16 protein-coding genes and 2 tRNA genes are annotated in these 19,917 nt (G+C 71.8%); 14 read left to right on the top strand and 4 right to left on the bottom strand.

What is annotated here, in order from left to right; genetic code table 11:
* The first annotated feature begins 110 nt into the window (after nt 1–110).
* Nucleotides 111–674 carry a DUF6197 family protein gene (locus tag ACW14Y_RS15375; protein ID WP_456987180.1) on the top strand — a complete coding sequence of 188 codons (564 nt, stop codon included), beginning with the start codon at nt 111–113 and terminating at the stop codon, nt 672–674.
* A 98-nt stretch (nt 675–772) separates the two neighbouring features.
* Here the strand turns inward: ACW14Y_RS15375 and ACW14Y_RS15370 are convergent.
* Nucleotides 773–843, bottom strand: a tRNA-Gly gene (locus tag ACW14Y_RS15370).
* Nucleotides 844–987: 144 nt separating this feature from the next.
* Here ACW14Y_RS15370 and ACW14Y_RS15365 point away from each other — a divergent pair.
* The 7 genes from ACW14Y_RS15365 (at nt 988) to ACW14Y_RS15335 (ending at nt 9,700) form a co-directional block, all read left to right on the top strand.
* A tRNA-Pro gene (locus ACW14Y_RS15365) sits at nt 988–1,061 on the top strand.
* Between the two features lie 457 nt (nt 1,062–1,518).
* Nucleotides 1,519–2,916 (top strand): trigger factor, encoded by a 1,398-nt coding sequence (gene tig / locus ACW14Y_RS15360; RefSeq protein ID WP_380303366.1) that lies wholly within the window; start codon nt 1,519–1,521, stop codon nt 2,914–2,916.
* 265 nt (nt 2,917–3,181) lie between these two features.
* The gene (locus tag ACW14Y_RS15355; RefSeq protein ID WP_380303373.1) at nt 3,182–3,799 is read left to right on the top strand and encodes an ATP-dependent Clp protease proteolytic subunit; all 618 of its coding nucleotides are present in this window, start codon (nt 3,182–3,184) and stop codon (nt 3,797–3,799) included.
* A 57-nt stretch (nt 3,800–3,856) separates the two neighbouring features.
* Complete coding sequence (locus ACW14Y_RS15350) at nt 3,857–4,519, top strand: ATP-dependent Clp protease proteolytic subunit (RefSeq protein WP_030397391.1); 663 nt, start codon at nt 3,857–3,859, stop codon at nt 4,517–4,519.
* Nucleotides 4,520–4,797: 278 nt separating this feature from the next.
* Nucleotides 4,798–6,087, top strand: a complete 1,290-nt coding sequence (gene clpX, locus ACW14Y_RS15345) for an ATP-dependent Clp protease ATP-binding subunit ClpX (RefSeq protein ID WP_030397392.1) — start codon at nt 4,798–4,800, stop codon at nt 6,085–6,087.
* A gap of 160 nt (nt 6,088–6,247) precedes the next feature.
* On the top strand, nt 6,248–8,887 hold the full coding sequence (locus ACW14Y_RS15340) for a valine--tRNA ligase (RefSeq protein ID WP_380385130.1): 2,640 nt from the start codon (nt 6,248–6,250) through the stop codon (nt 8,885–8,887).
* A 237-nt stretch (nt 8,888–9,124) separates the two neighbouring features.
* Nucleotides 9,125–9,700, top strand: a complete 576-nt coding sequence (locus ACW14Y_RS15335) for a hypothetical protein (protein WP_380303361.1) — start codon at nt 9,125–9,127, stop codon at nt 9,698–9,700.
* 268 nt (nt 9,701–9,968) lie between these two features.
* Here the strand turns inward: ACW14Y_RS15335 and ACW14Y_RS15330 are convergent, their stop codons facing one another.
* The 3 genes from ACW14Y_RS15330 to ACW14Y_RS15320 form a co-directional block, all read right to left on the bottom strand.
* Nucleotides 9,969–11,495, bottom strand: coding sequence for a chitinase (locus ACW14Y_RS15330; RefSeq protein ID WP_380303359.1), 1,527 nt, complete (start codon nt 11,493–11,495; stop codon nt 9,969–9,971).
* Nucleotides 11,496–11,679: 184 nt separating this feature from the next.
* Nucleotides 11,680–12,846: a non-hydrolyzing UDP-N-acetylglucosamine 2-epimerase gene (gene wecB, locus ACW14Y_RS15325; protein ID WP_456987176.1), complete on the bottom strand. Its 1,167-nt coding sequence runs from the start codon at nt 12,844–12,846 to the stop codon at nt 11,680–11,682.
* A gap of 79 nt (nt 12,847–12,925) precedes the next feature.
* Nucleotides 12,926–14,359, bottom strand: coding sequence for a glycosyltransferase (locus tag ACW14Y_RS15320; protein ID WP_402724315.1), 1,434 nt, complete (start codon nt 14,357–14,359; stop codon nt 12,926–12,928).
* 173 nt (nt 14,360–14,532) lie between these two features.
* Here ACW14Y_RS15320 and folC point away from each other — a divergent pair, with 173 nt between their 5' ends.
* The 6 genes from folC to mreD all read left to right on the top strand — a co-directional run bounded on the left by folC (nt 14,533) and on the right by mreD (nt 19,882).
* Complete coding sequence (folC, locus tag ACW14Y_RS15315; protein WP_380303354.1) at nt 14,533–15,924, top strand: bifunctional tetrahydrofolate synthase/dihydrofolate synthase; 1,392 nt, start codon at nt 14,533–14,535, stop codon at nt 15,922–15,924.
* Nucleotides 15,925–15,926: 2 nt separating this feature from the next.
* Nucleotides 15,927–16,265 carry a DUF4233 domain-containing protein gene (locus ACW14Y_RS15310; protein ID WP_380303353.1) on the top strand — a complete coding sequence of 113 codons (339 nt, stop codon included), beginning with the start codon at nt 15,927–15,929 and terminating at the stop codon, nt 16,263–16,265.
* 181 nt (nt 16,266–16,446) lie between these two features.
* Complete coding sequence (gene ndk / locus ACW14Y_RS15305; RefSeq protein ID WP_266269402.1) at nt 16,447–16,860, top strand: nucleoside-diphosphate kinase; 414 nt, start codon at nt 16,447–16,449, stop codon at nt 16,858–16,860.
* Between the two features lie 310 nt (nt 16,861–17,170).
* Nucleotides 17,171–18,196: a rod shape-determining protein gene (locus ACW14Y_RS15300; protein WP_323182175.1), complete on the top strand. Its 1,026-nt coding sequence runs from the start codon at nt 17,171–17,173 to the stop codon at nt 18,194–18,196.
* Nucleotides 18,197–18,289: 93 nt separating this feature from the next.
* A complete protein-coding gene (gene mreC / locus ACW14Y_RS15295) occupies nt 18,290–19,240 on the top strand; it encodes a rod shape-determining protein MreC (RefSeq protein WP_266269399.1) in 951 nt (316 codons plus the stop codon).
* 3 nt (nt 19,241–19,243) lie between these two features.
* Nucleotides 19,244–19,882: a rod shape-determining protein MreD gene (mreD, locus tag ACW14Y_RS15290; protein ID WP_380303350.1), complete on the top strand. Its 639-nt coding sequence runs from the start codon at nt 19,244–19,246 to the stop codon at nt 19,880–19,882.
* Nucleotides 19,883–19,917 lie beyond the last annotated feature (35 nt).

Raw genomic sequence — 19,917 nt, 5'->3', positions numbered from 1 at the left:
AGCGGCCCGGGTGCGCGCACGGCCGCGGACCCCGCGCTCCGGTCGCGGGAATGTCACGGATGCCCCACTTTGGGTAGCGGACACCCTCGGCACCGCCTGGAGAACGCCGCATGCCCCGCACCGCCCCGAAACCCCCGCCGGCACCGCTGCTCACTCCGGACGCCTCCGGCCTGGTCGCCGAGATCGAGGCGTACCTGGCCACACTGCCCGCCCCGGCGCGCACCCCGGCGCCCTACCTGCCGCCCGGCGGCGGGCCGTACGTCTGCCCGTTCGGCTCGGTGCTCCGGCCCTGGTACGCCGAGCACGCCCCGCCCCGCGCCACCCTGCTCGACCGCGCGCTGCGCCGCCCGGCCCGGCCCGTGCCGGTGACCGCCGCCGAGCACCTCGGCCTCGCCTCCCGCTACATCACGGCGCACGGATGGCTGCAGGGCGCGATGTGGGACGGGGCCGGCCGGGTCTGCCTGCTCGGCGCCCAGGCCGCGGTGCTCGCCCACGGCTACGGCACCCCGGCCACCGTCCGTACCGCCCGGGTCCAGCTGATGGAGGTGCTGCACGCCACCGGCTGCCGGGTCGGCTCCCCGGACGAGTTCAACGACCGGCCCTCCACCCGTCAGTCCGACGTGCACCGGCTGCTGGAGCGGGCCGCCGCCCGCGCCGCCCGGCTCGGCCTCTGAGCCGCCCGCGCCGGACGACCGGCCGCGGAGGCGAGAACGGCCCCGGACATGCGAACGGCCCCGACGGATGCTCAGCATCCCTCGGGGCCGTCCCGCGGAGCGGGTGACGAGAATCGAACTCGCGTGACTAGTTTGGAAGACTAGGGCTCTACCATTGAGCTACACCCGCGCGAACCCCCGGCCGTCACCGGACGGAAGGTCGGGAACAGCGTACCTGGTCCGGTCGGCTGCGCGCACACCCCATTCCCGTGAGGGCCTCGGAATATCTCGCCGATCCGGCAGGGCCCGGCGTGTACGCTTCCTCTCGGCACCACGGGGTGTGGCGCAGTTTGGTAGCGCGTCCGCTTTGGGAGCGGAAGGCCGTCGGTTCGAATCCGGCCACCCCGACAGAGTGCGCAGGGTCTCGCCCACGGCGGGGCCCTGTTGTCGTTGGTGCCCGGCGCGACCCCTCCCCGCGGTGTCCCGCGGTGCCGTGCGGAGCGCTCACCGGAAAGAGTGCCGCACGCCACACTCCGGGCGCGCGCCCCCGGGCGCGGCCGCCTCCCCGATCGCCCGCGAACAGGCCGGAAACGCCCCGGAACGGCCCCGAAGGGCCACCGAAGGCGGCGCGCTGGCGTCCGCCTTTCGTGGTACCGGTAGGATGGGGCGCTGGCGGTAGTCCCTGTGGCGTCAACCCAGGCCGACCGCACGAGGGCGAGGAGTCACGCTCACCGTCCACCCCCCACGGGAGATGCAGCTCCAACCGCCCATCGCCCGTCTCGCCCGACTCGACCGACCCGGCTCCGGCCGGCCGTCCGGGGAGGGTGCAGGCAACCCGACCGCAAGCCCCATAGGAGACCCCACCGTGAAGAGCGCCGTCGAGACTCTGAACCCGACCCGGGTTCGACTCACCGTCGAGGTGCCCTTCGAGGAGCTCAAGCCCAGCCTCGACGCGGCGTACAAGAAGATCAACCAGCAGGTCTCGGTCCCGGGCTTCCGCAAGGGCAAGATCCCGAACCGGGTCATCGACCAGCGCTTCGGCCGTGGCGCCGTGCTGGAGGAGGCCGTCAACGACGCCCTGCCGCGCTTCTACACGCAGGCCGTCGACGAGGGCAAGATCGAGGTCCTCGGACAGCCCGACATCACCAACATCGAGGGTGTCGAGAAGATCGCCGATGGCGGCGACCTGAAGTTCACCGCCGAGGTGGACATCCGTCCGGAGATCACTCTCCCGGACTTCTCGGCCATCGAGGTCACCGTCGACCCGATCGTGGTCTCGGACGAGGACATCGACAAGTCCCTGGAGCAGCTGCGCGAGCGCTTCTCCTCGGTCAAGGACGTCGAGCGCGCCGCGGCCGCCGGTGACACCGTGGTCCTCGACCTCGAGGCCAAGGTCGACGGCGAGGTGCCGGAGGACGGCACCGCGTCCGGCGTCAGCTACGAGATCGGCTCGGGCCGTCTGATCGACGGCATCGACGAGGCCGTCGTCGGCCTGGAGGCCGGTGGCACCGCGACCTTCACCACCGAGCTCAAGGGCGGCACCCAGGCCGGCCAGACCTCCGAGGTCACCGTCACGGTCACCGCGGTCCAGGAGAAGGAGCTGCCGGAGCTGGACGACGAGTTCGCCCAGCTGGCGAGCGAGTTCGACACCCTGGAGGACCTGAAGGCCGACTCCCGCAAGCGCCTGGAGCGCATGAAGGAGTACGACCAGGCCACCCAGGCCCAGGAGAAGGTGCTGGACGCGCTGCTCGGCCTGGTCGAGATCGAGTTCCCGGAGAAGCTCCTCAAGGACGAGATCGAGACCCGCAAGCACAACCTCGAGCACCACCAGCTGGAGCCGATGGGCCTCAACCTGGCGACCTACCTGGAGACCCAGGGCAAGTCGGAGGAGGAGTTCCTGGCGGAGACCGAGGAGCAGGCGAAGAAGGGCATCAAGACCCAGTTCGTCCTGGACCAGATCGTCGCCGACGAGGAGCTCAACGTCTCCCAGGAGGAGCTGACCGAGCACCTCATCCGTCGCGCCGCCGGCTCGGGCCTCACCCCGGACCAGTTCGCCCAGCAGGTCGTCCAGGGCGGCCAGGTTCCGCTGCTGGTCGGCGAGGTCGCCCGCGGCAAGGCGCTGGCCACCGTGGTCGAGGCCGCCAAGGTCGTCGACACCGAGGGCAACGAGGTCAACTTCGACGACGACGAGGCCGACGAGTCGGCCGAGACCGTCGAGGCCCCGGCCGCCGAGGCCGAGGCCGAGGAGAAGACCGAGGCCTGATCGCCCCGGTAGCCTCGCTCGCCCCGAGCCGACAGCGGGCCCGGACGCCTCACGGTGTCCGGGCCCGCTGCGTTGCCGCCGCGAACCCTGCGCTCACAGCGAACAGTTCTGCGTGAGGGATTCTGCGGCCCGGCCTGCGCGTTAGGGTCCATGGACAGCAACAATCACGACGTGATACCCGGAAGCTGTGCGACATCGTGACGGCCGTGGAGCGACCGTCCAAATCGACTGAGCAGGTGGCTAAGTGACGTACCCGCAGATGCAGATGCCCGGCCCGATGGCGCCGCACGCCGCCGCTGGTGACGTGCTCGGCGGCCTCGGCGACCAGGTCTACAACCGGCTGCTCAACGAGCGGATCATCTTCCTCGGTCAGCAGGTCGACGACGACATCGCCAACAAGATCACCGCTCAGCTGCTGCTGCTGGCCGCGGACCCGGACAAGGACATCTTCCTCTACATCAACTCCCCGGGCGGCTCGATCTCGGCCGGCATGGCGATCTACGACACCATGCAGTACATCAAGAACGACGTCGTGACGATCGCGATGGGCATGGCGGCCTCGATGGGTCAGTTCCTGCTGACCGCGGGCGCCAAGGGCAAGCGCTTCTCGCTGCCGAACGCCAACATCCTGATGCACCAGCCGTCCGCCGGCCTCGGCGGCTCGGCCACGGACATCCGGATCCAGGCCGAGCAGCTGCTGCGCACCAAGAAGCGGATGTCGGAGCTGATCGCCTTCCACAGCGGCCAGTCCTTCGAGCAGATCACCCGGGACTCCGACCGTGACCGCTGGTTCACCCCGGAGGAGGCCCTGGAGTACGGCCTGATCGACGCGATCATGCACAGTGCCGCGGACGTCCCCGGCGGCGGCGGCACCGGCGCCTGAGCCCCGCCCCGGGCCCACGAGACCACAGCCACAACGCTCCGGAGGACCAGAACACCCATGAACATCCCCAGCCTGTCGGCCGCCAAGGCCCGCGTCGAGGACATGCGAGCGGAGGGCCGCTACATCGTCCCGCGCTTCGTCGAGCGCACCTCCCAGGGCATCCGCGAGTACGACCCGTACGCCAAGCTGTTCGAGGAGCGCATCATCTTCCTCGGCTCCCAGGTGGACGACGTCTCGGCCAACGACATCATGGCGCAGCTGCTGTGCCTGGAGTCGATGGACCCGGACCGCGAGATCCAGATGTACATCAACTCGCCCGGCGGCTCGTTCACGGCCCTGACGGCCATCTACGACACCATGCAGTACGTCAAGCCCGACATCACCACCGTCTGCATGGGCCAGGCGGCCTCGGCGGCGGCCGTGCTGCTGGCGGCGGGCACCCCCGGCAAGCGGATGGCGCTGCCGAACGCCCGCATCCTGATCCACCAGCCCTACACCGAGACCGGCCGCGGCCAGGTCTCGGACCTGGAGATCCAGGCCCGGGAGATCTTCCGGATGCGCGAGCAGCTGGAGGAGATGCTGTCGAAGCACTCCAACAAGTCGGTCGAGGAGGTTCGCGAGGACATCGAGCGCGACAAGATCCTCACCGCCGAGGAGGCCGTCGAGTACGGTCTGGTGGACCTCGTCATCTCGACCCGCAAGGCCTCGCTGACCTCCTGAGGCCAGCACCCCCTCGGCGCCGTACCCGGGCCGGGGGAGCCGGGGGCGGGGCGCGCGATCGGTTCGCGCGCCCCGCCCCCGGCGCACCGGTGGCTCCTCCGACGGCATCTGTTCGGTATCAATTCGCCCAGGGCGTAGGGCAGACCCGGCGAAGAGGGCGGAATCGACGGCTCGGCAGAGTACCGTCGGACAGCGAGACCGATCGCCGTCGGCGTCTTCGGTCCACAGCACCAGGCCCCGGAAACCCCGCGGGGCCCCTGGCGAAGGGGAAGCACCTCGTGGCACGCATCGGAGACGGTGGCGACCTGCTCAAGTGCTCGTTCTGCGGCAAGTCGCAGAAGCAGGTGAAGAAGCTGATCGCCGGCCCAGGCGTGTACATCTGCGACGAGTGCATCGACCTGTGCAACGAGATCATCGAGGAGGAGCTCGCCGAGACCTCCGAGGTGCGCTTCGAGGAGCTGCCGAAGCCCCGCGAGATCTACGAGTTCCTCGACCAGTACGTGGTCGGCCAGGACCTCGCCAAGAAGGCCCTGTCGGTGGCGGTCTACAACCACTACAAGCGGGTCCAGGCCGGTGAGGCCGGGCGCAGCGGCGGGAACGGCCGCGAGGACGCCATCGAGCTGGCGAAGTCCAACATCCTGCTGCTCGGTCCGACCGGTTCCGGCAAGACGCTGCTGGCGCAGACCCTGGCCCGGATGCTGAACGTGCCGTTCGCGATCGCGGACGCCACCGCGCTGACCGAGGCCGGCTACGTCGGCGAGGACGTCGAGAACATCCTGCTGAAGCTGATCCAGGCGGCGGACTACGACGTCAAGAAGGCCGAGACCGGGATCATCTACATCGACGAGATCGACAAGGTCGCCCGCAAGAGCGAGAACCCGTCGATCACCCGGGACGTCTCCGGCGAGGGCGTGCAGCAGGCGCTGCTGAAGATCCTGGAGGGCACCACCGCCTCGGTGCCGCCGCAGGGCGGGCGCAAGCACCCGCACCAGGAGTTCATCCAGATCGACACCACCAACGTGCTGTTCATCGTGGGTGGCGCGTTCGCGGGCCTGGAGCGGATCATCGAGGGCCGGGCGGGCGCCAAGGGCATCGGCTTCGGGGCGAACATCCGCTCGAAGCGCGAGCAGGACGCCAGCGACCACTTCCGTCAGGTGATGCCGGAGGACCTCGTCAAGTTCGGCATGATCCCCGAGTTCATCGGCCGTCTCCCGGTGATCACCAGCGTGCACAACCTCGACCGCGAGGCGCTGCTGCAGATCCTCACCGAGCCGAAGAACGCGCTGGTCAAGCAGTACCGCAAGCTCTTCGAACTCGACGGCGTGGAGCTGGAGTTCTCCCGGGACGCGCTGGAGGCCATCGCGGACCAGGCGATCCTGCGCGGCACCGGCGCGCGCGGTCTGCGGGCCATCATGGAGGAGGTGCTGATGTCCGTGATGTACGAGGTCCCCTCGCGTCAGGACGTCGCCCGGGTGGTCGTGACCGGGGACGTCGTCTCCAAGCACGCCATCCCCACCCTGGTGCCGCGCGACATGATCAAGCGGGAGCGGCGCGACAAGAGCGCCTGAGACCCCTCCGGCCCAGTGCTCCTGGGCCGGGCCAGGGCCCCGGTGCCGCCCCCGCGGCGGCGCCGGGGCCCTCGCGTACGCGCCCTTCCGGGCCGCTCCGGGAGTCCGGGGGGTGAAAGGCGTTCGTAACCGGGTTCCCGGGTTACGTAAACTGTGTGTCGTGACCGACACCACGAACCAGCGCCCCGCGAGCACGCCCGCAGGGGACGACGCAGCCACCCTCCCGACGACCTACACTCCGGCGGACGTAGAGGGCGAGCTGTACGAGCGCTGGGTAGAGCGCGGTTACTTCACCGCCGACGCCACGAGCGACAAGCCCCCGTACACCATCGTCATCCCCCCGCCGAACGTCACCGGCTCGCTGCACCTGGGCCACGCCTTCGAGCACACGCTGATCGACGCCCTGGTCCGCCGCAAGCGGATGCAGGGATTCGAGGCGCTCTGGCAGCCCGGTATGGACCACGCCGGTATCGCCACCCAGAACGTGGTCGAGCGCGAGCTGGCCAAGGAGGGCAAGTCCCGCCACGACCTGGGCCGCGAGGAGTTCGTCGAGCGGGTCTGGAAGTGGAAGGCGGAGTCCGGCGGCCAGATCTCCGGCCAGATGCGCCGGCTCGGCGACGGCGTCGACTGGTCGCGCGAGCGCTTCACCATGGACGAGGGCCTGTCGCAGGCGGTCCAGACCATCTTCAAGAAGCTCTTCGACGACGAGCTGATCTACCGCGCCGAGCGCATCATCAACTGGTGCCCGCGCTGTCTGACGGCCATCTCGGACATCGAGGTGGAGTACCAGGACGACGACGGCGAGCTGGTCTCGATCCGCTACGGCGAGGGCGAGGACTCCATCGTCGTCGCCACCACCCGCGCCGAGACGATGCTGGGTGACACCGCGGTCGCCGTCCACCCGGACGACGAGCGCTACCGGCACCTGGTCGGCACCGAGATCGAGCTGCCGCTCACCGGCCGCCGGATCCCGATCGTCGCCGACGAGCACGTCGACCCGGAGTTCGGTACCGGCGCCGTCAAGGTGACCCCGGCCCACGACCCGAACGACTTCGAGATCGGCCAGCGCCACGGCCTGCCGAACATCGCGGTGATGGACGAGCACGCGGTGATCACCGTGCACGGCCCGTTCCTGGGCCTGGACCGGCTGGAGGCCCGCTCGGCGATCGTCGCCGCGCTGCGCGCCGAGGGCCGGATCGTCGCCGAGAAGCGCCCGTACGTGCACTCGGTGGGCCACTGCTCGCGCTGCAAGACCACCATCGAGCCGCGGCTGTCGATGCAGTGGTGGGTCAAGGTCGGCCCGCTGGCCCAGGCGGCCGGCGACGCCGTCCGGGACGGCCGGGTCAAGATCCACCCGCAGGAGATGGAGAAGCGCTACTTCGACTGGGTGGACAACCTGCACGACTGGTGCATCTCGCGCCAGCTGTGGTGGGGCCACCGGATCCCGGTCTGGTACGGCCCGAACGGCGAGATCGTCTGCGTCGGCCCGGACGAGCAGCCGCCCACGGGCGAGGGCTGGCACCAGGACACCGACGTCCTGGACACCTGGTTCTCCTCGGGCCTGTGGCCGTTCTCCACGCTCGGCTGGCCGGAGCAGACCGAGAGCCTGGCGAAGTTCTACCCGAACTCCGTCCTGGTCACCGGTTACGACATCCTGTTCTTCTGGGTCGCCCGGATGATGATGTTCGGGCTCTACGCGATGGACGGCACCCCGCCGTTCCACACCATCGCGCTGCACGGCATGGTCCGTGACCAGAACGGCAAGAAGATGTCGAAGTCCTTCGGCAATGTGGTCAACCCGCTGGACTGGATGGACAAGTACGGCTCGGACGCGCTGCGGTTCACGCTGGCCCGCGGCGCCAACCCGGGTGTCGACGTCCCGATCGGCGAGGACTGGGTCCAGGCGGCCCGCAACTTCGCCAACAAGATCTGGAACGCGACTCGGTTCGCGCTGATGAACGGCGCCACCGTCGAGGGCCCGCTGCCCGCGCCGGAGGAGCTGACGGCCGCGGACCGCTGGATCCTGTCGCGGCTGAACAGCACCGTCGCCGAGGTGGACGCGCTCTACGACGACTACCAGTTCTCGAAGCTCTCCGAGGCGCTGTACCACTTCGCCTGGGACGAGGTCTTCGACTGGTACGTGGAGCTCTCCAAGACCACCCTGGCCAAGGGCGGCCCGCAGGCCGACGCCGCGCGCCGGGTCCTCGGCGAGGTCCTCGACATCACGCTGCGGCTGCTGCACCCGATCGTGCCCTTCGTCACCGAGACGCTGTGGACCACGCTCACCGGGGCCGAGTCGCTCGTCGTCGCCGACTGGCCGCAGGACAGCGGGTACCGCGACGCCGGGGCCGAGGCGGAGATCGCCACCCTGCAGCGGGTGGTCACCGAGGTGCGCCGGTTCCGCACCGACCAGGGCCTGAAGCCGGGCCAGCGGGTCCCGGCCCGGCTGGACCTGGACGGCACCGTGCTGGCCGTGCACGAGGACGCGATCCGTTCGCTGCTGCGGCTGACCGTGCCGGAGGAGGGCTTCGCGGCCACCGCCTCGCTGCCGGTCGCCGGTGCCACCGTGGCGCTGGACCTGTCCGGCACGATCGATGTCGCGGCGGAGCGCAAGCGCCTCGCCAAGGACCTCGCGGCGGCCGAGAAGGAGAAGGCCCAGACCGCCGGAAAGCTCGGCAACGAGGCGTTCCTCGCCAAGGCGCCGGACGACGTGGTCGCCAAGATCCGGACCCGTCAGGAGGCCGCCGAGGCCGACATCGCCCGGATCACCGCCCAGCTCGCGGCGCTGCCGCAGGGCTGACGCGCCGACGGCTCCCCGGAGCCGTCGCCCGGCACACCAGGAGCCGCACCCCGCCGACGCGGGGTGCGGCTCCTCCGCTTTTCCGGATGTCGGTTGATCGTGAGTCCCAATAGCCCAATTCGTTGCTCCCTTCCGGCGAATATTCATCCTGGACCGGGTGAGGTCCTATTCCGCCCGAATCGATTCCTGTCTTGCCCGCGCGGTTTCGCGGAATTTCGCAGGTCGGATGTGTACGGTGTGCTTCGAGTTCCGGACAGTGAGGGACGACGGGAGGGCATGGGCGTGGTGGTGGTGACCGAGGTGTCGGCCGACGAGCTGCCTGCCGAGGCGGTCGAGGAGGCCAAGGCGCGCGCGGCGACCCTGCTGCTCGCGTTCCGGCACGGCAACCAGCTCGCGTTCGACCACGCGCTGGACCGGCTGCTGGACGAGCACGTCGAGCGCGAGGTGGCCACGCTGCTGACCTGGATCGCCGCCGAGGCGGTCCGCAAGGCCTACGCGCCCGAGGTGGGCGACCGGGTGCTGCGGTCGATGGCCCGGCGGGCCCCGCGCGACACCGGCGCGGTGCTCGTCGACGAGGACGGCGTGGACGCGGCCCGGCTGATCGAGGCGGTCGCGGCCGGCGGGGTGACGGAGGTCAGGGACCTGGTCGCCGCCACCCCCGACACCACCTTTCTGCTCGGCGGGCTGCTCCAGGGCGTGGCGATGATGCTGCCGCTGCTGCCGGAGGGGGAGCTGGCCGGGATCACCGCCGAGCTGCGCCGCCGTCACGGCGGCGCGCCCGCAGGCGTGCCGGAGGCCCGGGCCGGCGTTTAGGGCTTGTCTCTCGGATCCTTGCCGGGGTCGCGCCGCCGGGGCACGCACTCCCCCAGCCTTCGGCCGGGGGTACCCCCACGCCGCGTTGTCGTCGGTCGCCAATGGCCCCCAGCCTCCGGCCGGGAGGTGCCCCCACCGCAGTGGCTCTCTCCTCCGCCTTGCGATGCACGCACCCCACCGCCGCGCCCTGATCCGACAAAATCCAAGAGACAAGCCCCGACCGGCTCCGGGCCTCCACCCCACCTCGTCGGCGGGGTCCGCGTGCCGGTTACGGCATCGCGTGCAGGTGCGAGCCGACGGTGGAGGCGATCCCGCCGCCGGCCTTGGCGTCCCAGTTGGTCGACCAGGTCATGGCCCCGCCGATCCCGGGCCACTTGGTGTCGGGCTTGAAGGTGCCGCAGTTGGTGCCGGCGGCCAGGCAGTCCAGCGCGTTGTTGACCACGCTCGGGCTGACGTAGCCGCCGCCGGCCGCGCTGGTGGAGGCCGGGACGCCGAGTCCGACCTGGTCGGGCCGCAGCCCGCCCTTGAGCTGGATGCAGGCCAGGCCGGTCAGGAAGTTGACGGTGCCCTGGGAGTAGACCTGCCCGTCGCAGCCCAGCATCGCGCCGGAGTTGTAGTACTGCATGTTGACGATGGTGAGGATGTCCTTCACGTTCAGCGCCAGCTTGAAGTACTCCGCGCCGGTCGACTGCATGTCGATGGTCTGCGGCGCCATGGTGAGCGTGAAGCCGGAGCCGGCCTTCGCCGCCAGGGTGTGCAGCGCCTGGCCCATCCAGGTGGAGCTGACGCCGTTCTCCAGGTCGATGTCGACGCCGTCGAAGCCGTAGGTCTGCATCAGCGACCAGGCGCTGTTGGCGAAGTTGGTGGCGGAGGCGGAGCTGTTGACGGACACCGTGCCCTTCTCGCCGCCGACCGACAGGATCACCTTCTTGCCGGCCGCCTTCTTGGCCGCGATGTCGGCCTTGAACTGCGCCTCGGTGTAGCCGCCGAGCCGGGAGGAGAGCGTCGGGTCCAGGGCGAAGCCGAGGCCCCCGGCCGTGCCGGTGGCCTCGGCGAAGGAGACCGCGATGATGTCGTACGCGGCCGGGACGTCGCTGATCCGCTGCACGGTGGCGCCGTTGTCGAAGTTCTGCCAGTAGCCGGTGAGCAGGTGCTTGGTCGGCGGCCGGGGCGTGGTGGCGGTGGGGGAGGGCGTGGTGGTGTCGGTGGGCGACGCGGTGACGGTCGGGCTGGGGCTGGTCGCGGTGGGGGAGGGCTTGGGGTCGCCCGGGCCCAGCAGCGAGACGTCGTCGGCCAGGAAGGCCGGCTGCCCGTACCAGCCGTGCAGGTAGACGGTGACGCTGGTGGTGGAGGCCCCGGTGGTGAAGGTGGTGCTGAGCTTGGACCAGCCGGTGCCGCCGGGGGTCCAGGTGCTCGGATCGGTGCCGCCGGTGCCGCGGGCGCCGAGGTAGATGTACGAGCCCTGGACCCAGCTGCTCAGGGTGTACGTCGAGGAGGGCTTGACCGTGACGGTCTGGGTGCACTCGCCGGTGGCGCTGCCGGCCGGGGTCGAGCGCAGCGCGCCGGTGCCGGAGTGGACGGTGGTCGTCTCCGGCGCGCCGGCCGCGCAGGTCCAGCCGTTGAGGCGGTTGGCGTCCTCGAAGCCGCCGTTGGTGACGAGTTCGACGTCGCTGGGGGCGGCCTGGGCGCCGGCGCCGCCGGCGAGGACCAGGCCGCCGAGGCCGAGGGCGACGGCGGTGGCGCCGGCGAGCAGCGAGTGGACGGCGCGCGGGCGCCGGTGTGTGGCAGGTGGCATGGCTCCATCTCCGGTGGGGGAGGCCGGCGGTCCTCGTGGGGGAGGGCCGTCCGGGTGTCGACGGATCTGTGTGCGGGAGCTACCGACAACACAAGTCCCTGTCGGGGGAGGAGACTTGCCTTCACAAGGTGGAGTAGACCAATTCCGCTGTCAAGAGGGCCCCCGGCCGGGCGGCCCCGGCGGGTCAGGCGGCCTGCGGCGCCGCGGCGGGCCCGTGGGCGAGCCGGGCGGTCAGCCCGGCGATCCGGGCGGAGGCCAGCCCGTCCCCGTAGGGGCTGGGGGTGCCGGCGAGCCGGGCGAGCCGTTCCGGGGTGTCGGCGAGCCAGTCGCGGGCCAGCGTGCCGAGTTCGGCACCGGGCGCCACCAGCGCGGCGAAGCCGGTCTCGACGGCCTCGGGCCGTTCGGTGGAGCGGCGCACGACCAGCAGCGGGCGGCCGAGCACGGTGCACTCCTCCTGCACCCCGCCGGAGTCGGAGACCAGCAGCGCGGCGTGCCGGGCGAGGCCCAGGAAGTCGGCGTAGCCGACCGGTCCGGTCACCGTGAGCCGGGCCAGCAGGCCGTCCAGGGCGAAGCGCTCGACGGCGGCCCGGGTGCGCGGGTGCATCGGGAACAGCACCGGTGTGCCGGCCCGGGCGATCCGGTCGAGCTCGGCGAGGACGGCGCCGAGCGCCTCGGCGGTGTCGGTGTTCTCCGGCCGGTGCACGGTGGCGAGGACGTAGCCGTCCGCGGCGAGGCGGTGCCGGGCGAGCAGGGCGGCCCGCTCCCCGGCGTCGGGCAGCGAGCGGCGGACCACCTCGACGACGGTGTTGCCGGTGAGCGCGATCCGCTGCTCGTCGAGGGACTCGGCGCGCAGGTTGGCGGCGTTGTCGGGGGTGGCGGCGCACAGCAGGTCGGAGACGTGGTCGACCATCACCCGGTTGTGCTCCTCGGGCATCGCCCGGTCGAAGCTGCGCAGTCCGGCCTCGACGTGGACGAGCGGGATCTCCCGGGCGTTGGCCGCGAGGGCGCCGGCCAGGGTGGCGTTGGTGTCGCCCTGGACGACGACGGCGGCCGGGCGGTCCTCGGCGAACGCGGCGTCGAGCTGTCCGAGGGACTGGGCGATCTGGCCGGCCCGGGGGCGGCCGCCGACGCCGGTGAGCAGCTCGGGGCGGGGCAGGCCGAGGTCGCGCAGGAAGCGGCCGGACATCGCCTCGTCCCAGTGCTGGCCGGTGTGGACCAGCCGGGTGGCGGGGCCGAGCTCGTGGATCAGCGGGGCGAGCTTGACCAGCTCGGGGCGGGTGCCGAGGACGACGGCGACGCTGCCGGGGGCGAGCGGGCGGGCGGCGGACCGGGGGGCGGGGCACAGGTTCATGCGGGACGGCTCCGGGGTCTGGGGCGGGCGGCGGGGGAGGGGCGGCGGAGGGAGCGGGCGGCGGGGTGTCCGGCCGGGGTCAGGACTCCAGGGCCGTGGGGGCGCCGACGGCGACCTTCTCGGCGTTGCGCCGGGTCTTGGCCCAGCCGTTGCGGCCGAGCAGCATCCGGACGGCGGCCCGGGTGGCGACCACGAACAGGTGGTAGGCGTAGAGCCAGACCAGGACGCCCCAGAGCAGGCCGGTGAGCCTGCTGCGGTCGGGGCGGACGAGCCGGCGGTAGGTGGGGCCCCAGAAGACCATCGGCAGGGTGGCGAGCACGAAGGCGACCACCATCCAGGGGCCGTAGGTCAGCTGGAAGTCGGCGGTCTCCTCGGGGAAGAGCACCAGTCCGGCGCCGGTGATGGCGAGCGACAGCGGGGTGAGGACGACCAGCAGGACGCAGACCACCGGCTGGAGGAAGGTGTAGAGCACCTCGGCCTTGCCGGCGGGCCGGTAGTGCGGCGAGCGCAGCACCCGGCCGGTGTAGCGCAGGCACTGCATGTTGCCCTGGGCCCAGCGGGTGCGCTGGGTGAGGAAGCGGCGCCAGGAGACCAGGGCCTCCTGGGAGACGTTGGTCTCGGTGACGTGGGTGAGCCGCCAGCCGGCCAGCCGCAGGTCGAGGCCGGACTCGTAGTCCTCCAGCAGGGCGCGCTCGGGCCAGGGGCGGCCGTCGCGGCCCTCCTCGGCGGTGAGCGAGTCGAGGGCGGTGAGCCGGACGAACTGGCCGTTGCCGCCGAGGCCGACGCTGCCGGTGCGGCGGCGCAGCAGCTGCATGCCGGCGTTGTTGGCCTGGAACTCGACGTCCTGCATCCGGACCAGGGCGCGGGCGAGGGCGTTGGCGGTCCGGCCCCGGCCGGACAGCGGGCGCGGGTCCTCGGCGTTGCGCATCCGGACGCCGATCTGCACGGCGCCGGTGTCGGGGCGGCCCATCGCGTGCTCGTTGCCGACCTGTTCGAGGGTGCCGGGGTCGAGCTGCCCGTCGGCGTCGACGACGCCGAGGACGACCCGGGAGCGGTCGGTGCCGGGCGGCAGCGAGGCGGAGATCTCCCGGTAGGCGGCGTTGAGGGCGGCGCCCTTGCCGATCCGGGCGTGCGGGCGGCGGCGCTGGACGAGGTGGACCAGGGGGTCGTGCCCGGCGGCGGCCAGCACCAGGTCGCGGGTGGCGTCCTCGCTGTCGTCGTCGATCACCCAGAGGTGGGCGGCGGGGGCGACGGCGCGCAGCCCGGCCAGGGTCTGGGCGATCACCGCCTCCTCGTCCCGGCAGGGGACCATCAGGTGCCACTGGAAGGCGGCGGGGTCGCCGGGGCGGGCCGGGCGGTTGCGGCGGAAGGCGTGCCGGGAGCCGGCCCAGTAGACCAGGAAGCGGCCGAAGACCAGGGCCATGTAGACCACGAGGGCCAGCGAGATCAGACCGGCGAGCTGGACGAAGCCGTCCCGGCGCATCTCGACGAACTGGCGCAGGGCGTCGGGCATGGCGCGGTGCTCCTCATGATCAAAGGCGATTTGTCTCCCTGGGGTGCGAATCAATGCTTCTTTGCGGTCTGATGTCGCGAAAACGATAGTAAACGCGGAAAACGCCCAACTCGGGCAAAGTGGTGGTTCTCACCCCGTCGGGAGAGCCGCCCCGCGCTCCGTAGACTGTGGACGTGAGCGACAAGGCCGACCCGAACCCGTACACCCTCCGCCCCGCCGACGGCAGTCCCGCCGACGCCCTGCGCGACGTCGAGGTGGAACTCTCCGAGCGCTGGCCGGAGAACAAGCTGGAGCCCTCGCTCGACCGGATCGAGGCCCTGATGGACATCCTGGGCCAGCCCCAGCGGTCCTTCCCCTCCATCCACATCACCGGCACCAACGGCAAGACCTCCACCGCCCGGATGATCGAGCAGCTGTTCAGCGCCTTCGAGCTGCGCACCGGCCGCTACACCAGCCCGCACGTGGAGAGCGTCACCGAGCGGATCAGCCTGGACGGCGCCCCGATCACCCCCGAGCGGTTCGTCGAGGTCTACCGCGACATCGAGCCCTACGTGCGGATGGTCGACGAGCGCGAGCCGGTCGCGATGTCCTTCTTCGAGGTGCTCACCGGCATGGCCTACGCGGCCTTCGCCGACGCGCCGGTGGACGTCGCCGTGGTCGAGGTCGGCATGGGCGGCTCCTGGGACGCCACCAACGTCATCGACGCCGGGGTCGCCGTGATCACCCCGATCGGCCTCGACCACACCGACAAGCTCGGTGGGACCACCGGCGAGATCGCCGTCGAGAAGTCCGGGATCATCAAGTCCGACGCCATCGCGGTCGTCGCCCAGCAGCAGCTCGACGCCGCCCAGACCATCCTGCGGCGCGCGGTCGAGGTGGACGCCACGGTCGCCCGCGAGGGCATGGAGTTCGGCGTCGTCCGCCGCGAACTCGCGATCGGCGGCCAGCTGGTGACGCTGCGCGGGATCGGCGGCGGGGAGTACGAGGACGTCTTCCTGCCGCTGCACGGCGAGCACCAGGCCCAGAACGCGGCCCTCGCGCTGGCCGCCGTCGAGGCGTTCTTCGGCGTCGGCGGCGCCCGCGGCGGACAGCTCGACGCGGACAAGGTCCGCCAGGGCTTCTCCGGCGTCAGCTCCCCGGGCCGGCTGGAGGTCGTCCGGCGCAGCCCCACCATCCTGCTGGACGCCGCCCACAACCCGCACGGCGCCCGCGCGGCCGCCGCCGCCATCGGCGAGTCCTTCGGCTTCACCCGGCTGGTCGGCGTGATCGGCACCAGCGGTGACAAGGACGTGGCCGGCCTGCTGGAGGCCTTCGAGCCGCTCCTCGCCGAGGTCGTGATCACCCAGAACTCCACCCACCGCGCGATGGACGTGGACGCCCTGGCCGCGCTCGCGGTCGAGGTCTTCGGCGAGGACCGGGTCCAGGTCGAGCCCCGGCTCGACGACGCCATCGCCGCCGCCGTCACCCTGGCCGAGGAGGAGGGCGACCTCGGCGGCGCCGGGGTGCTGGTCACCGGATCGGTCATCACGGTGGGCGAGGCCCGCCTGCTGCTCGGGAGGAAGTGACGATGAGGACGCTCTGCTCCTCGACGCTGATCGGCGAGGCCCTCGTGGTGCTCTTCGCGGCCCTGGTCGCGATGCAGCTCACGGACGTCTCGCACGGCGCCCTGTGGACGGTCAGCGGCATCGCCATGGTGCTGTGCGTCCTGCTCTGCGGCATGATCACCCGCCCCGGCGCGGTGGCCGTCGGCTGGGCGCTGCAGCTCGGGCTGATCGCCAGCGGCTTCGTGGTGCCGACCATGTTCGTGCTCGGCGTCATCTTCGCCGGCCTCTGGTGGTGCTCGGTGCACTACGGCCGCAGGATCGACGAACTCAAGGCCGCCCGGGCCGCCGCCGCGACCGCCTGAGGCGCCTCCGGGACGCTGCCGGGACGCCCCGGGGCCGGGCCAGGACCGGGTCCGGGGCGTTCGCTCACGCAAGGTAACCTCTGCGGTAGTCGCACGGCGCACGCGGAAATCGCGCGTGCGTGCCGATCCGCGTGCGCGCCGATCCGTGTGCGCCGCACCCGATTTCCCCAGGAGAAGCCCCGTGTCCCAGCGCACTCTCGTCCTGCTCAAGCCCGACGCCGTCAAGCGCGGCCTGGCCGGCGAGATCATCAGCCGGATCGAGCGCAAGGCCGGCTGGCGGCTCGCCGCCGCCGAGCTGCGCACCTTCGAGCGGGCGACGCTGGAGCAGCACTACGCGGAGCACGTCGGCCGCCCGTTCTACGAGCCGCTGCTGGAGTTCATGACCTCCGGCCCGTCGATCGCCCTGATCGTCGAGGGCGAGGAGGTCGTCGCCGGCATCCGCATGCTGGCCGGCGCCACCAACCCGCTGGAGGCCGGGGCCGGCACCATCCGCGGCGACTTCGCGACCATCACCCGCGAGAATCTGATCCACGCCTCCGACTCGGTCGAGTCCGCCGAGCGCGAGATCAAGATCTTCTTCCCCGCCCACGCCTGACCGAGCGGGCACCGGGACCTTCGGGACGCCCCGGCCGGGACCATTGGCCCGGCCGGGGCATTCTTATCGGGAAATAGGGAACCAGGCCCTCCGACACGGCGTCCCAATGCCCTGAGAAGCGATCACGCCCCGGACAATGGACGGCGTGCCCCGGGTCGACGTCCGTGCCGAACGGCGTGACTACGATGGACGCGACTCAAGGGCCCGGTAAGGCAGCTCAGCCGGTCGTCGCCCGCCCGCGGGCGCCCGCACCCTCCACCCCCACATGACTCCGAGCCCGGGAAGGCACCCACACCCCATGGCGAGCAACCTGTCGTTCATCGGCCGCGACCTGGCGATCGACCTCGGAACTGCCAACACGCTGGTGTACGTCAGGGGCAAGGGGATCGTTCTCAACGAGCCGTCCGTCGTCGCGGTCAACACCAACACCGGGGGCATCCTCGCCGTCGGCACCGAGGCCAAGAAGATGATCGGGCGCACCCCCGGCAACATCGTGGCCATCCGCCCCCTCAAGGACGGCGTGATCGCCGACTTCGAGATCACCGAGCGGATGCTGCGCTACTTCATCCTCAAGGTGCACCGCCGCCGCTTCCTCGCCCGCCCCCGGGTCGTCGTCTGCGTCCCCTCCGGCATCACCGGCGTCGAGCGCCGCGCGGTCATCGAGGCCTCCCTCCAGGCCGGCTGCCGCCAGGTGCACATCATCGAGGAGCCGATGGCCGCCGCGATCGGCGCCGGACTCCCGGTCCACGAGCCCACCGGCAACATGGTCGTCGACATCGGCGGCGGCACCACCGAGGTCGCCGTCATCTCCCTCGGCGGCATCGTCACCGCGCAGTCCATCCGGGTCGCCGGCGACGAACTGGACAACGCCATCGTCCAGCACATCAAGAAGGAGTACTCGCTGCTCCTCGGCGAGCGCAGCGCCGAACAGATCAAGATGAGCATCGGCTCCGCCTTCGGCCTGGAGGGCGAGAAGGACGAGCACGCCGAGATCCGCGGCCGCGACCTCGTCAGCGGTCTGCCCAAGACCGTCGTCATCTCCGCCGCCGAGGTCCGCGAGGCCATCGACGAGCCGGTCAACTCGATCATCGACGCGGTCAAGACCACCCTCGACCAGTGCCCGCCCGAGCTGGCCGGCGACGTCATGGACCGGGGCATCGTGCTCACCGGCGGCGGCGCCCTGCTCCGCGGCCTGGACGAGCGGCTGCGCCGGGAGACCGGCATGCCGATCCACATCGCCGAGAACCCGCTGGACTCCGTCGCGCTCGGCTCCGGCAAGTGCGTCGAGGAGTTCGAGGCACTCCAGCAGGTACTCGACGCCGCGCCGCGCCGTTAGCAGAACCGGACCACCAGCCGAACCGACAGGTCCCCGCCCGGGTCCACAGCCCGGGCCGGCGGACCAGGGGCACGAAGGGGCAGTACCAGCACCGTGAGGGACACACGAGAGAGCCGGCTGCTGCTCATCCTGCTGGTGGCCGTCGCGTTCGCACTGATCACCGTCGACATCAAGGGCGGCGAGAGCTCCCCGCTCGGCGGCGCCCGGCGCGCCGCCGCCACCGTCCTCGGCCCGGTCGAACGCGGGGCCGCCAGCGCGGTCGACCCGGTCGCCGACACCGTCCGCGCCTTCCGCGACGCCGCCTCCAACAGCGGCCGCACCGACCAGCTCGCCCGCGAGAACACCGAACTGCGGCAGAAGCTCGCCTCCTCCGACATGGCGGGCGGACGCACCAAACAGCTCGACGACCTGCTGCGCACCGCCGGCGCCGGCGGCTACACCGTCAAGGCCGCCCAGACCATCGCGATCGGCCCGGCCCAGGGCTTCTCCTGGACCATCACCATCGACGCCGGCAGCGACGACGGCCTCACCCGCGACATGACCGTCGTCAACGGCCAGGGCCTGGTCGGCCGGATCACCACCGTCGCCCCCACCACCTCCACCGTGCTGCTCGCCTCCGACCCCGGCTTCACCGCCGGCACCCGGCTGGAGGGCACCGGCGAGATCGGCTTCGCCGCCGGCGGCGGCACCAGCGCCATGAAGGTCTCCCTGCTCAACGGCAAGGCCCAGGTCAAGGAGGGCGACCGGCTGGTCACCTTCGGCTCGCAGAGCGGCCGCCCGTTCGTCCCCGGCGTCCCGGTCGGCCGGGTCGTCCAGGTCGAGGCCACCCCGGGACAGCTCACCAAGACCGTCCTGGTCGAGCCCTTCGTCCAGTTCACCCGGCTGGACCTGGTCGGCGTCGTCGTCGTCCCGCCCCGCACCGACCCGCGCGACGCCGTCCTGCCGCCCGCGCCCGCGCCGGGCGCCCAGGGCCAGGCCGCCCCCGCGGCCCCCGCCGCGCCGGCCGCGGCCGTCCCGCCCGCCAAGCCCACTGGGGGGAACTGAGCCATGCGCCTCGCCCGCATCCCCGTCTCCGCGATCCTGATCCTGCTCGGACTGCTGCTCCAGGTCAGCGTCTTCGGCCGACTGCAACTGCCCGGCGCGACCCCGGACATACTGCTGCTCGTGGTCGTCGGCCTCGCCCTCGTCTACGGACCCACCGGCGGCTGCCTGGTCGGCTTCGCGGCCGGCCTGCTCGCCGACCTCGCCCCGCCCTCGGACCACGCCATCGGCCGCTACGCGCTGGTGCTCTGCCTGATGGGCTACGCCGCCGGGCTGCTGCGCCCCGAGCACGGCCGCCAGCGCTCGGTCTCCAGCGCGCTGCTCGTGGTCGCCGGCGCCGCGATCGCCTCCACCCTGCTGTACGCGATGGTCGGCGCCCTCGTCGGCGACACCGCCGCCCGGCACGTCGGACTCGGCCAGCTCGTCGTCACCGCCCTGCTCTACGACCTGCTGCTGGCCCCCTTCGTGGTGCCCGCCGTGATGCTGGTCGCCCGCCGCTTCGGCAAGGACCCGCTGTCGGTCGCCGAGGACGACGAGGGCGGACCCGGCCTCGGCAGCCTGACCCGCTACCGCACCACCCGCGAGCCCACCGCCGGCCCGGCCTACCGCAAGAAGCGCCTGCTCGGCGCGGGAAAGCGCCCGTAGCCCGGCCCCCGACCAGCCTGCCCGCCCTGTTCAGT

This window comes from Kitasatospora sp. cg17-2 (assembly GCF_054031055.1).
The sequence above is the reverse complement of the archived record's forward strand: the minus strand, read 5'-3'. Positions and strand labels throughout refer to the sequence as shown.